We start from the raw sequence: 13,823 nt of genomic DNA on the forward strand, positions 1-13,823 counted from the left end.
TGAATAGTTTTAAAGGTCCGAAAAAATTTTATAAACGTTTGTAAAATATTATATATCTTTATAAACTATTTTGTTATGATTTAAGTATCATACAGAATGCATCAAGGAGATAATTACATCATGAAAAATAAAATATTTGGTTATATTCGAGTAAGCAGTAAAGACCAAAATATTGATCGTCAACTTAACGAAATGCTTGAACTAGGTATAAATGAAAGGGATATATTTATAGATAAGGAAAGCGGGAAAAATTTTAATCGCCCCCAATACAAAGCACTAAAACAGTGCTTACGTGAAGGTGATTTACTTTTTATAAAGTCGATTGACCGTTTTGGCCGAAATTCTAAAGAGATTAAAAAAGAATGGGAAATCATTACTTCCGAAATAAAAGCTGACATTAGGGTAATTGATATGCAATTGCTGGATACAACACAGCACAAGGATACTTTGGGGACATTTGTTTCTGATTTAGTATTGCAGGTTCTTTCGTTCGTTGCTGAAAAAGAAAGAGAGGATATTCATAGGAGGCAACGAGAAGGAATTGAATCGGCCAAAGCAAAAGGCAAACATCTAGGTAGACCGAAAATAAGCCTAGAATCATTAAATGAGAAACAGAAAGCAATTTTAATAAATAAATATGAATCATGGAAAAAGAACGAAATAACGGCAGTTGAATTTATGAATAAAATGGATTTAAGGAAAAATACATTTTATAAAATCATGAAGGAATATGAAGCGGTTAGGCACTAGCAATAGTGCCTTTTTTAATTAAAAAAAGGTTTGTAAAAAAATGTACTTAAGCTAACGTCGCAAACAGTTATTGTAATGGGCAACTAGAAGGTCTACATAGGTAAATACATTCCAGTGATTTAAAGTCTCAATTAAGTTTTTTATAAGAGGATAGGTACACATGTTCCTATCCTCTTCATCCTTATGTTCCAAATCCTGTAGTTGGTGCTTTAAGTTCTAAATAATTGTGTTTAAGCAATAGTTTTTTGAAAGTAAAAACTCTGATTTTCTTATAAATGGAAAGTCGGGTTTTTTTATGTTTGAAGCAAGTAAACGTAGACTGAGTCAATATTTCTTCTGTATAGGTACCTGAATATGTCGGCTGCCTGGGCTATTTGCAGTTGGAGCAATTGCTCCAATGCATGACTCAACTATGGTGAAGATCGACATCGACAAACTAACTAAGGATTTCAACACGACATTAGATACCATCCAATGGTCCATTACAGGATATGTTTTAACCCTTGCGATTGCAGTTCCAGTATCTGGCTGGCTTATGAACAAATTTAACGGAAAGAAAATCTTCGTCGGTAAGCACACTTATAAGCTCGCTATAAACCCACGTCCCAGCAGGCTTTGCCTGAATACTTTTTGTATTTTTGTAGGCAAAAAAGCTATTGACAATACCATCCTACAAGTGTAATCTATAAATACAGATTACACTTGTAGGATGGAGGAAGAAAGATGAAGAAAATAGATTGCAAAATATCTGATGCAGAGTGGATAGTAATGAAGGTGTTATGGGAAGAAGCTCCATTAACTGCTGCGAAGATAATAGAGGCATTAAGTTCTAATAAGGAATGGAGTCCGAAAACAATTCATTCATTAATAAGCAGACTCGTAAAAAAGGGAGTTTTAGGTGTGAATAAGGAGACGCCTCAGTATGAGTTCTATCCTTTGGTAGATAAAAGAGACGTTATACTAGAAGAAACAAGGTCGTTTATCCAAAAGGTATACGATGGTTCTCTCCAACTTATGCTCGCCAATTTTATAAAGGATGAGAAGATTTCTGAAAAAGAAATAGAAGAACTTCAAAGATTGCTTGATAAAAAATGAATGAGTAAAAGGCAGGTGATGAAGCATGGTTTTATCTGCAGTGTTTAAAGAAGTCTTGTTACTGTCACTTATGGGCAGTATTTTAGCCTTAGGGATACTTGCCATTAAGGCAATTTTTAGACAAAAGCTTAGCGCAAGGCTTCATTATTATATTTGGTTTATGCTTGTACTTAGGCTAATACTCCCAATAGGCATTCAAAGTCATATAAGCTTGCTGAATTTTATTCCAAATGAGCAGAAGAAACTTGATATTATAGCAGAGCAATATGTTCCTAACATAATATCAAACAGTACTATTAAAACCGGAAATACACCGCCTAAAGAAGATAGTAAGGCATTAGCTGATCCTAGTATTAAAGGGGCTATATTTAATTATGATACTGCGGCGGTGCTGTGGATAATAGGTGTTTCATCAGCTTTACTGTTTATTCTATGCGTAAATATCTTGATGATGGCTAAATTGAAAAAGTGCTCAAGATGTGAAAGAGAAGACTTAATCGAAATTCTTGAAGCAGAAAAATCAAGGCTAAAAGTAAATTCTAAGGTGGAAATTATTTATAATAATTACTCGAAATCGCCTGCAGTTTACGGGGTGATACGTCCTAAAATTTTAATTCCAGAGGAGCTTATAGACAAATTAACCCCGGAAGAGCTTACGTTTATTCTCAGCCATGAATTAACTCATATTAGGAACAAGGATTTAGCGGTAAACACCTTGCTTATGTTTGTTAAAGCAATATATTGGTTCAATCCCTTAATCTGGTATTCATTTAATCAGATAAAACAAGACTGTGAGCTGGCTTGTGATGCGGCTGTCCTCAACACCTTAAAGACAGAAGAAGTCAAAAAATACGGTCAGACTATGATCAGTATGCTTAGATTATTCTCAGAAAAAAAGGGCATTACTGGGGCATTAGGATTTGCAAGTAAATCCAATAAAAGAAGAATTATTATGATTACACGATTCAAAAAAAGTTCGGCAATATGTGCTGTTTTAGCTGTATTTCTTACAATTATGGTAGGCTGCTCAAGCACCATTAAATCAGTCAGTACAGGGGTTATCCCAAATAACAACAGCGGTACAAATAGTTCTAATGTTAATTCTACTCCGTCAGTGGATAAAACATCGCAAGATCAAGCAACACCAAGCAATGCAACACAAGACAATACAAAACAGGACAATACAACACAAGACAATACAAACCAATCGTCAGCATCGAATAACAATTCTGCTGCTTCATCATCTCAAGAGAGCATTCAGAGAAAGCTTCTTGCAAGTATCATGCAATTGGCAAAGCGGGGTAAAATCATAAATTCTGAGTTTCCTGTTAAAACTACAGTTATAGATGAAGCAGAGAAAAAGCTTGGAAATCCGGATAAGGTCGATTGGGTACCTAGAGCTAAAGGGAATTATGCTGTATTTTCGAAATACAATGTGGTATTTGGCTTCAACAAAGGGGATCAGATCTTCGAGGCGAGATCCTTTGATAAGGAATTAAATGAATTATCACTTTCTATGGTCAAGAAAGCATATGGAACTCCGGCATATGATGTAAAAAGTAATGGTGAGGAAATTATAGGGTATGTTGTAAGTTCGGAATACAAGATTTTGTTAGTATTTCCTCAGCCTTCAAATAACAATCAGGACCCGGTAATGGACCACTACTCCGTACTTTACCCTAGGGGTACCGTTAATAATATGGCAGGCGATCCGGGAAGACAGTGGTGATGCATCCATGCGACTATTGGAAGCATTACAGTTCTCGTTAACCGAGGTATGATAAAGCATTCACCGACTTTAGTGGAGACAATGTTAGGGCCTATTAAAGTTGAATGGGAAGTTCTATAGTTAGATTACAATTGAAGGAGAAACACTATGAAAAAGTTGATTTTCAAAATGATGCTCATTGTGAATTCATTATTACTTATTAATGGTCGGAATTTATTTAAGCGGAGTGTCTGCCTATCGATCGTATGCCACTAAATCCGTAACTGGCTGCATTTTTCTTTAACCATGCAGCCTCTTTTGTATTGCCAAAACAAGATTCGAAATACCGGAAGGATTTTCATTAACATTTTGAAGGTGGTTAGTCCAAACCAACTTTGTCTTTTTTATTGAACTAAACTGCTATCGTTAGCGGAACAAGAAAAACGGGATTCCGCAGCAATCCCTTCTTTAACATAAGCACTCGTTTATTTAAGTGAAAAGCTTCACACAATGTTTAACAAAAAAATACTTCCTATTTACCATAACGGGTAAATAAACGGGACACATTAAAAAAGCAAACACAATCCGTGCTCGCCTTTTTAAAAAAATGTGGAATTAGATAATACTTCGGGATAATTAATCCTTATGCGACAAGTTGCATTCTTATGTGGGGGTGAAATGATTGAGATAAAATCCGAAGCAACTTTCTTTAATGTTTATAACAACTTAATAAATAGGAAAAATAAAATAGAACACTGAAGGGAAGAAATTTATGAAATTATATTCTTTTGCCATATATAGCTGTATTCTTATTCTACTTATAGGGTGCAATCCAAACAATATCACGAATCAAAGTCAAAGTAAAACAAATGCAACTAAAAGTTATCAAGATCAATCGGCACTTCCAACTAAGAATATGTCGAGTGATGTTGGAACAAACACACAAAATACAAATGAACACCGATTCCAAACTGTAACTGCAACTATCCCGCAGATAGTATCCGCAGCTAAAACAGGTATGGCTCCAAATATTCCATTTACAGCTCATAAGCAATCTATTTCTGATGTAAAAAAAGTTTGGGGCAACCCAGATAGTGTGGATTTTGCAGGGAGTGGCTATTATGCAACCTATTCAAAAAAGCATGCAGTTTTTGGCTATACCAAAGCGGGACGTATTTTTGATGTACGTTCATATGATCCGTCACTACAAGCATATACACTTTCTTCCATAAAAAAAGTAATGGGTAATCCTGCAACGATTACTGTATTTAATAATGACAATATCTATACCTATAAAGTAAATTCTCAATTCCAGTTAAAATGGATTATTCCGAAATCAACAGGAAAAGTAAATCACATCTCTGTATTTAGTCCTAGTGACATAGTTATTCCCGTTTCATCTTATATACTTCCAATCAAGGGGACCTCTCAGAAACTTACCGCTTCTGCTTGGCAGCGGATGGTACAATGGCGTCATGATATACTTGCGTTTCCGAAAAGCTACCCAAATGATGTGTTTGTAAATGGACCAAATAAAAAAATGGTGGCACTTACTTTTGATGATGGTCCAGATCTAATTAATACACCAAAAATAATCGCTACTCTTAAACAAAAAAATGTTAAAGGAACGTTCTTTTTTATCGGACAAAAGGTTCTAAAATATCCTAGCGTCGTTAAATCTGCCTACAATAATGGAAACGAGATCGCAAGCCATAGCTTTTATCATCATGAATTACCAAAAGAAACAGCTGCAGAAATCCATCAAGATTTACAAAAAACTGCAGACGCATTTCGTAAAGTAATCGGGAAGGCGCCAGCTTTATTAAGACCTCCTTATGGTGAGACAGATTCTAAACTGGTTTCAGTTGCAAAAAAAGACCATTATAAAATCATCATTTGGTCTATTGATACATTAGACTGGTCTCAACGTGAGCATGTCCATATAGAAAAAAATGTTTTTGACAACGTTCGCAATGGTGACATTATACTAATGCATAGCGATGAGGATAAAATAGAAACGGCTAAAGCTGTTCCGGTTATAATAGATGAACTGAAACGAAGAGGGTTCAAAATTGTTGATCTTGCAACTTTATTAAATACTCGAGCCTATCAATAATCGTTCTGATTAGCAAATTATTTTTAAAGTTATATCATTCAGCCGCCAATAACTTTTAATTATGTTACTGGCGGCTTTAACTATACCACTATTAGTGGTCCTAGCCTGATTAGGTGTTAAATTTTTTATTTTGTTTAATTTTTTTCCAAAGTCATATGGTTGACTGTAATAAATTTAACCACATGAAAGACATTCAACGTCACGTAGGCGGTCATTTATACACTTAGTTTAAATTCAAGCATTAAGCCTAGAGCAAACCTAGATAGGATTGCTCTTTTTGTGTTCAAAATCAAATTCAACATATCTTCGGAGAAAAGTTCCTGGTCAACTACCCAATATTCATTTCTTTTAAGTTAAAGCATTAAGGAAGATATTATTTGTTTTCCCTTAAGCATTTTTCAGGATCAATTTTAATCAATTCCCATTTAGCCTTAAGACTCTTTTTATATTGAGCAACTAAAACATCTGTATCATTCGTTAATTCAAAAAAGACAAAACGATATTCGTTAACATCTGTACCCTCTATATCAATTTTCTTAATGGATTCATCCTTCTTTATTGGTAATCTTTTTTTAACCAACTTACACCAATTACCATACTCAATATCTACGACTGCTTCTGCATCATGTTGCAAAGGTGATAGGCAGCGCAGAGAAAGTCCCCACCGACTAATATAATATCCTCAATTTTATCTATGCTTTTTTCCTTTCTAATGTAGACATATCCATGAGTTTTCTTTGAGAGGCTGTTATTAACATCCAAAGGAATATAAAAAAGTAGAAATATTAAAAAGGGAGGCTGACAGCCTCCTTTTTAGGTTGAAAATCCGTAAAATTGCGGACATTAAATTACGGCAATATACGGGAATTATAGCTCTTCAGTAATAATGTATATAAGGAATTAAAAAATTTACGGTGTTTATCTGTACGGTAAAAAAGATAAATACTAGCTGATAAATCTCTGGAAAAATTATATGGAATTTCAACCAATTGGCCATTTTTAATTTCATTTTCGACACAAACATATGGCAAGAATGAAATTAGATCTCCTTTTTCAACTAATCTTTTTGCCATTTCAAAGTTATCAGTTGCTACTTCAGGTTTAATAGCGATATTCTCTTCCCTGCATAATTCAATTAATTGATGGCTGTAATGATTAACATCTGTCCCAAGTAGTGCTAAAGGATATTTGGATAGGTAGTGACATGAGTCAAGTACATTTCCAACAAGCGGATGGTTTGGAGATACAACAAGGACAGTTTTTTCTTTCCAAAGCAATTCTACGCTTTGTAATTTTTGGTGGCTGTAATTTGGAAAGCTATGAGCTGATAGGATTGCAACATCTATAATGCCTTTAGTAAATAATTCGATCAATTGGTACGGTTGAGAAACGGTCCGAATGTTTAATGTAATGTCATTATGAATTTCTCGGAGTTGCGGAATAATTTCTGATAAGTAATAATTGCTTAGAAATAGGGTCGTACCTACAGAATATTCATAATCTGAAACATATTCTTTAAGGCCCATCTTTATTTCATCGTTGGTTTGTATAATTTTTTGTACACTATTGTAAAAATAATTTCCAGCTGGAGTAAGTTGTATTTCTTTTCCATGTCTATATAATAACTTTTGTCCAAGTTCATCTTCTAAAGACCGAATTCGGGTACTTACGGTCGGTTGTGAGATATGTTGAACAAGGGCGGTTTTTGAATAACTTTTTAGTTCAACAACATAAACAAATGTTTTTAGATGATCAATATCCATATCATACACCCCATTTAAACTACTATGCTCCATTAAAGTCTAGAAATTAACCTCACTATATTAAGTCGACCTAAGACTATATATCTCATAAATTATTACTATTAAAAAAGTTAATTTTAAAATCAATTAAGACAATTTTACTTATCTCATCTCGCATAGTAAACTAAAAACTACGAATAGTCAAATTGATATAAATTTTTAAAAAATAATACTCGAAGGGAGTTGTTTTTGTAGTAATTGTAGGTTAAAAACAGATATTTTCAAATAGAAACCTAAAAACAAAAGTTATATGTTGGTGTTTTAAGATATCAGTAAATGAGTTAAACAAATGAATTGTAATAATAAATTCAAATAAAACAATCAAATTAATATTAAAATAATTAATCTTATTATTTATTAAATTAAAAACATCTTCACAAAACAAGAGGAGGTAAAAAATGTTAAAGGAATCCAATAAAGTTGGAAATTAAATAAAATGGTCTGATCAAGATAATAAAAAACCTAGGGAGATATATCTGAGTTCAGATTTATATGATTTGGAAATAAAGAAAATATTCGTGGGGCCAACCTGGGAGCATTGCAAGCGCATTCAAAATGGAAAAATGTGGATATCCAAGTTTTATCCCCAATCCCTATTACATTTTCGAACTGGGCGCCTACGCAAGATGTAGAAGTGATGGCACGCATCCAAAATGACTTTATTGCCGATACGATCGAGCAAAATCCGAAGCGTTTTAATTTCATTCAGGGTTGAGGAGTAGTCATATTGTAAGAGAGATTCCTATGCCAATTGTAAATATTGAAATATTAGATGGTCGTTCCGTGGAAAAAGTGAAAGAACTGATCTGCCTTGTATTTGCACCATGAAAATAATTAATCAAAATTTCTACAAACACATTGAGTTGGTTCAGGGGGTATTTAGCATGTTGACTAAAAAAAATACAAACAGATTCGATTTAGAAGGTATAAAATTGCTTTCAGACATCAATAACCAGACTCTCGAAATTTTAAATTCTCATGAGTCGATCCGAAGATTTAAAGTAGATCAGCTTCCTGAGGGAACGTTAAAAGCAATTTTAACTTCTGCACGCAGTGCATCAACTTCATCAAACCTACACACCTATAGTATCATCATAGTAACTGATAAAGAGCAGAAGGATAGACTGGCGAGTCTTGCAGGAGATCAAAATTTTATTCGAGAAGCCCCTGTATTCCTGGTATTTTGTGCGGATCTATACCGAGTTAAGTATGTAACTGAGCGGCAGAATTATGAATTTCTTGGCGATAATCTCGAAATGTTTATAACAGCAGTTGTTGATTCAGCATTGGCTTTACAAAATGCAACGATTGCTGCAGAATCACTGGGACTAGCAACTGTTCCTGTTGGTGCTGTAAGAAATAATGTAGAAGAATTTTCAAACCTGTTAGGGCTCCCAGAAAGAGTTTTAGCAGTTGCGGGTTTAGCAGTAGGTTATGAGCAAGAAGGAGCAAGGAGGGGAATAAAACCCCGACTCCCCGAGGATGTTTTAATTCACCATGAGCGCTATTCAACGGAACACCTTGAAAAGGGACTTTTGGAGTATGACGAACTGATGTCTTCACTCCGAACGTATGATGGCCGGCGTATTAGCATACTAGGCAATGTGGTGGATGATGATCAAATTGTATATGGATGGTGCGAGCACACAGCACGCCGTTGCAACCGACCTGAAACCATCTCACCTGCGGCCAGTTTAAGGAATGAGCTGAAACAGACTCTTGAGAAAAGAGGATTTTTCATTGGCTGATGTATATTTAGAAAAGGCTTACTTAAATGCATGTGTTCTAGTGTTTGAAAGTATTTATTAAAGCTTGCAAATACCGACTATACAGGAGGGGAAAAAATTGAGTAACAAGGTGAATATTTCTGCAATGGAACCTAGTATTGATGCACTTAACCAAGAATTGAAGAACTTAAGTACATCTAGTAATAAAAGAATGACTTGGCTTGTTTTCGCCATTTGTTGGTTTAGTATTTTTACTGAGGGTTATGATTTGGGGATATATGGGGCTGTGCTACCTGCATTACTAGATGATAAGCAGTGGTCATTGACTGCTATCCAGGCTGGCGCGATTGGAAGTTACGCACTTGTGGGCATGATACTCGGCGCAGTAATAATTGGCACATTGACCGACCTTATTGGACGTAAAGGGTCTTTGATCATATGCATATCGTTATTTTCCATTACAATGGCTTTGTGCGCCATGGCTCCTAATCCGGAATTATTTGGATTTTATCGTTTTATCGGAGGAATAGGATTGGGGGGGGTCGTCCCAACGGCAACGGCTCTTACCATAGAATATTCCCCAGCAAAGCGAAAATCATTTATTTATGCGTTGATGTACACTGGGTATTCTATAGGTGGAGTGGCAGGGGCAATTCTTGCTATTTTTTTATTACAAGAACATGGATGGCGTTTCTTATTCTATTTCGGTTTTTTACCGATTTTGGTAGTGCCGATTATTATCAGATTTTTACCTGAGTCAATTATTTTCCTAAGGTCCAAAAATAGATATGCTGCAGCAGAGGAGATTATTAATCGCTATGGTCTCTCTATGGAAGAAATTAAAGATAACGAAGATTCGGGGGATTACAAAAACCAAGAAAAAAAGAAATTGCAGTCTGTGACAAATCTATTTAAACGCGAAAATGTTCGATCAACGCTGCTTTTTTGGATTACTTTTTTCATGGGTTTTTTGATGATTTATGGCCTGAATACATGGCTTCCAAAAATCATGCGTGAATCTGGCTACCCGATGGGTTCAAGCCTGGCATTTTTAGTAGCTCTTAACGCCTTTGCGGCGATTGGCCCGGTTCTTGCTGGTGTTATTGCAGATCGATGGGGAGCTAAACGTGTTATAAGTATTTCGTTTTTCCTTGCAAGTATAAGCATAATACTGTTAAGCATCAAATTCTCAATCGTATTGTTATTCATCCTTGTTGGTATTGCAGGTTTTGGAAGTTACGGTGGTGTAATTTTGATGAATTCATACATTCAAACATTTTATCCTGCAGATAATCATGCTACCGCATTGGGGTGGGCTCACGGGTTTGGCAGAATAGGAGCGGTTTGCGGTCCTCTGCTTGGGGGATTGCTGATAAGCTGGAATGTAGATCTTTCTTGGTACTTCTATATTTTTTCTATAAGTGGATTACTTGGGACAGTTTGTATACTATTTTTGCGTGAAAAAGCGTAGGGAAAGGTGATTAAACATGGATAAGAATCTTAAAGATCTCAGACCTTTTATAGGTGTCCTTAAATCATTGCAAGGCGGTAATGGCTATAATGAATACATCCGCCCACAAATCCTTTTATCCCAACAGGAATTAATTAGTGAGAGTCCATATGAAATGGGGTTCTTGATTACCTGTCAAGTAGGTGAATTGTATGTTGGTACTGTCTGCCATGAGGTCCGTCTTGCGCAGCATCACCTCCAACAAGATGATGTTTATACAGCTACTCGTACGCTACGAAGAGCAATTGCGATTTTCAAAGCGATGAACGCTTCTTATGAGATTACAAGAGGGATGACGCCACAAGAATGGAGTCCGATAAAGCAGAATTTAGGCCAAGGCCGTTCATCCTCAGTGCACTCGTTTATGTTTCGTGCATTAATGTTTCTTCTAGGAAAAAAATCAGAAAAGTCGTTGGAACCACTAGCAAACATTCCGGAGATTTATAGTGAGCTTCAACAGATGCTCCATGCGCCAAGCTTGTATGACGATGTATTATCCCTTTTAAATCGACGTGGGTTTGCGATTCCGGATACTTCCATTATCTCGTCATTCCACTCATCCAACGAACCAATCCCGGAAGTTGAGGATAGCTGGGTTCGTGTTTACAGTGGAAGCGAAGCTTATCTCGATTTACGGGACCTGGCAGAAGTAATGATGGATCTGGCACAGGAATATGCAACTTGGCAACACCTGCATCTCATGTTGTCTCGGCGAACACATGGACAAAAACTCGCTTATTATAAGGAGCCAGCATCAAGTTGGTTGGAACAAAACGCGACAATTCATCTATTTCCTGAGCTTTGGTCCGCACGCACCAAGATGTAATTGATAAATATTTTATGGAGGTTTTTCATGACAACTCAAAAAGCACATATTGTCGGATTCTGCGGAAGTTTGCGAAAGGCATCCTACAATAAAATACTACTAGATCATGCAGTAAATATGCTGCCAAGCGAAATACAATATACGTTTGCTGATATTTCAGAAATACCAAATTATAACGAGGATTTGGAAGCTAATCCTCCGGAAACTGTTATACAGCTTGCCAATTTAGTCAGATCAGGGGATGGGTTTCTAATTGCTACGCCAGAATTCAATTCCTCGATTCCAGGAGCATTAAAAAATGCTCTTGACTGGTTATCTCGTCCATTTGTTGGTTATCCATCTGCTTACAAACCTGTCGCCATCATGGGAGCATCGTTGGGAATATTAGGGACAGCTCGTGCTCAATCACATTTACGCGATATTCTACTAAAAATAAATATGGATCCGATTAATCGGCCAGAGGTTCTAATTCCGCAGGTTCATGTAAAAATCGATGAAAATGGTCAATTGACTGACGAAATGGCATTAACAGTTGTTAAGAACCTCATTAGCAATTTATTGACAGTAGTAGATAATAAAAAGTCCTCTAAATATACAGTAATGAAATAACGAGTAATATTTTATTAATCGTAATTATTCCTACTTGGCAAAGAAAAGATTAACGGTTTTTGAAGGTGGACTTTAAATGAAATTATTGGATATATCCGGAACGATGATTGGTGTAAAGCTTAGCACCAGGTTCCGTTTATACTCATACCGACCACTTTAATAAGCAGAATGAAATTGTAGATGAAGATGTATTAAACAGAATTAAGGAGCTAGCTAAAGAGGTCGTCATGATGCAAAAAGAATTCAAAGCCTAAATTACTCTGTTTAAAAAAACAATTAAATGATATAAGGGAGTGTCTAAACCTATGAGCGCAGTGGAATTTTATTGAGGAAAATAAAGACCTACTTAAACCACCGGTGAATAATAAAGTGATCTGGAAAGATGCCGAATTGATGGTACAAGTGATCGGAGGTCCGAATAAACGGCGCGATTTTCATGTGGATCCGTCTGAAGAAGTGTTCTATCAGATCAAAGGTTATTGTTACGTGGAAGTGATTAATGCAGAAGGAAAGCGTGAGGTCGTAACGGTAAAAGAGGGGGAAATGTTTTTGCTGCCGGCGAATTTTCCTCACTCCCCGCACCGGGTGCCAAGTAAGATAATTGCCAATCCGGCAGTATTATTAATAAATCCAACAGTTATTAAGCGAAGGTAAACTTTGTTTTTAAATAATTCAATATCAATAAATGGATATTTTGCTTTGGTCATTCGTGTCCTGAATAAGAAAAATAAAACGAATGAGAATACAAAAAGCCAGCTATTTATGTTTACCCCTAGTAAAAAGGTAGCGATCAATCCAAATAACAACAAAGCACCAAGAAAATCAAAGTGAAATACGTCATTTGAATAATGAGTTTCTTCTTTTGGCATAAATTTCATCAGTAATGCAATACCTACAATGGAAATGACCATAATTAAGAATAGATACGGCCAACCAAATGTATCATTAATTGCTCCACCAACTAGTGACCCCATACCAACAGCTAAAGCGATAGAAGAACTAATCATTGCTAATGCTCGAGGTTTTTCATCAGGAGTAAATAGTCTTGCTACAGTAACCATGGCGAGCGCAACAAAAGCAGATCCTCCACTAGCTTGTAGAAGCCTTGCAAAGATAACAACAACAAATGATTGATTGCTAAAACCTATGATGGAACCTAATATAAACAATATGATTGAAATGATAAATAGTTTTTTTACACGAAAACGATCAGCTAGTTTTCCATAAATCATAGAGCCAATAGCAGTAACTAAGGCATAACCTACTGTAATCCAACTTACTTTTGAATGACTAATTGATAAATCTTTTGCAATATCCTCAAGAGCTACATTAAATAAGACCGCATTCATTGTTCCTAATAGAACGACAAAACATAATGAATAAATTAACCATTTTAAGTTATTTGTTACCGTACTCAAATTTCCACACCTCTCAATTAAATAGTTTTATTACTATCAAACTATTGATTATATTTAAAGGCTTTTTGGCACTTATAATGTGTCCAAAAAACCTGGGATAAATTCGTTAAAGTATCCTCCTTTATGGTGATTTTTTTATATTGACATTGCCGAGTTAAGTCAATAACCCAAAACATTCTTTTCATATTAGTAATTCCTTCTTTCTTCAATCGCTTTACTTACTAGTTGGTATATTATATTCGTTATTGATATTGAATTATTT

The 13,823-nt window shown here is 35.5% G+C and carries 10 protein-coding genes and 4 pseudogenes; 11 read left to right on the forward strand and 3 right to left on the reverse strand.

Annotated elements, in window-relative coordinates:
• The first annotated feature begins 120 nt into the window (after window positions 1-120).
• From COE25_RS25230 to COE25_RS25250, 5 genes and pseudogenes are all read left to right on the forward strand, one after another.
• The gene (locus COE25_RS25230; RefSeq protein ID WP_098934573.1) at window positions 121-750 is read left to right on the forward strand and encodes a recombinase family protein; all 630 of its coding nucleotides are present in this window, start codon (window positions 121-123) and stop codon (window positions 748-750) included.
• 354 nt (window positions 751-1,104) lie between these two features.
• Window positions 1,105-1,321: pseudogene (locus COE25_RS25235) on the forward strand (MFS transporter); the annotation flags it as partial.
• Window positions 1,322-1,473: 152 nt separating this feature from the next.
• On the forward strand, window positions 1,474-1,845 hold the full coding sequence (locus tag COE25_RS25240; RefSeq protein ID WP_098934574.1) for a BlaI/MecI/CopY family transcriptional regulator: 372 nt from the start codon (window positions 1,474-1,476) through the stop codon (window positions 1,843-1,845).
• A 25-nt stretch (window positions 1,846-1,870) separates the two neighbouring features.
• Window positions 1,871-3,574 (forward strand): M56 family metallopeptidase, encoded by a 1,704-nt coding sequence (locus COE25_RS25245; RefSeq protein ID WP_098934575.1) that lies wholly within the window; start codon window positions 1,871-1,873, stop codon window positions 3,572-3,574.
• 751 nt (window positions 3,575-4,325) lie between these two features.
• Window positions 4,326-5,669 (forward strand): DUF4309 domain-containing protein, encoded by a 1,344-nt coding sequence (locus COE25_RS25250; protein WP_098934576.1) that lies wholly within the window; start codon window positions 4,326-4,328, stop codon window positions 5,667-5,669.
• 373 nt (window positions 5,670-6,042) lie between these two features.
• Here the strand turns inward: COE25_RS25250 and COE25_RS25255 are convergent, their stop codons facing one another.
• Both COE25_RS25255 and COE25_RS25260 read right to left on the reverse strand, forming a co-directional pair.
• Window positions 6,043-6,303 carry a hypothetical protein gene (locus COE25_RS25255; protein WP_098934577.1) on the reverse strand — a complete coding sequence of 87 codons (261 nt, stop codon included), beginning with the start codon at window positions 6,301-6,303 and terminating at the stop codon, window positions 6,043-6,045.
• Between the two features lie 214 nt (window positions 6,304-6,517).
• On the reverse strand, window positions 6,518-7,432 hold the full coding sequence (locus COE25_RS25260; protein WP_180247598.1) for a LysR family transcriptional regulator: 915 nt from the start codon (window positions 7,430-7,432) through the stop codon (window positions 6,518-6,520).
• A 598-nt stretch (window positions 7,433-8,030) separates the two neighbouring features.
• On the opposite strand from COE25_RS25260, the pseudogene COE25_RS31030 reads away from it, so the two are divergent.
• The 6 genes and pseudogenes from COE25_RS31030 to COE25_RS25290 form a co-directional block, all read left to right on the forward strand.
• Window positions 8,031-8,168 (forward strand): annotated as a pseudogene (locus COE25_RS31030) (amidohydrolase family protein); the annotation flags it as partial.
• Between the two features lie 235 nt (window positions 8,169-8,403).
• The gene (locus COE25_RS25265) at window positions 8,404-9,219 is read left to right on the forward strand and encodes a nitroreductase family protein (protein ID WP_257208957.1); all 816 of its coding nucleotides are present in this window, start codon (window positions 8,404-8,406) and stop codon (window positions 9,217-9,219) included.
• A 124-nt stretch (window positions 9,220-9,343) separates the two neighbouring features.
• A complete protein-coding gene (locus tag COE25_RS25270) occupies window positions 9,344-10,669 on the forward strand; it encodes an MFS transporter (protein ID WP_098934586.1) in 1,326 nt (441 codons plus the stop codon).
• Between the two features lie 16 nt (window positions 10,670-10,685).
• Entirely contained in the window at window positions 10,686-11,534 is an 849-nt protein-coding gene (locus COE25_RS25275; RefSeq protein ID WP_098934580.1) for a tryptophan 2,3-dioxygenase family protein, read from the forward strand.
• Between the two features lie 27 nt (window positions 11,535-11,561).
• On the forward strand, window positions 11,562-12,143 hold the full coding sequence (locus COE25_RS25280; RefSeq protein ID WP_098934581.1) for an NADPH-dependent FMN reductase: 582 nt from the start codon (window positions 11,562-11,564) through the stop codon (window positions 12,141-12,143).
• Window positions 12,144-12,467: 324 nt separating this feature from the next.
• Window positions 12,468-12,731: pseudogene (locus tag COE25_RS25290) on the forward strand (cupin domain-containing protein); the annotation flags it as partial.
• A gap of 2 nt (window positions 12,732-12,733) precedes the next feature.
• Here the strand turns inward: COE25_RS25290 and COE25_RS25295 are convergent.
• A pseudogene (locus COE25_RS25295) lies at window positions 12,734-13,561 on the reverse strand (MFS transporter); the annotation flags it as partial.
• Between the last annotated feature and the right edge of the window lie 262 nt (window positions 13,562-13,823).

It is taken from the genome of Bacillus sp. AFS031507, assembly GCF_002584635.1.
GTDB lineage: Bacteria > Bacillota > Bacilli > Bacillales > Cytobacillaceae > Neobacillus.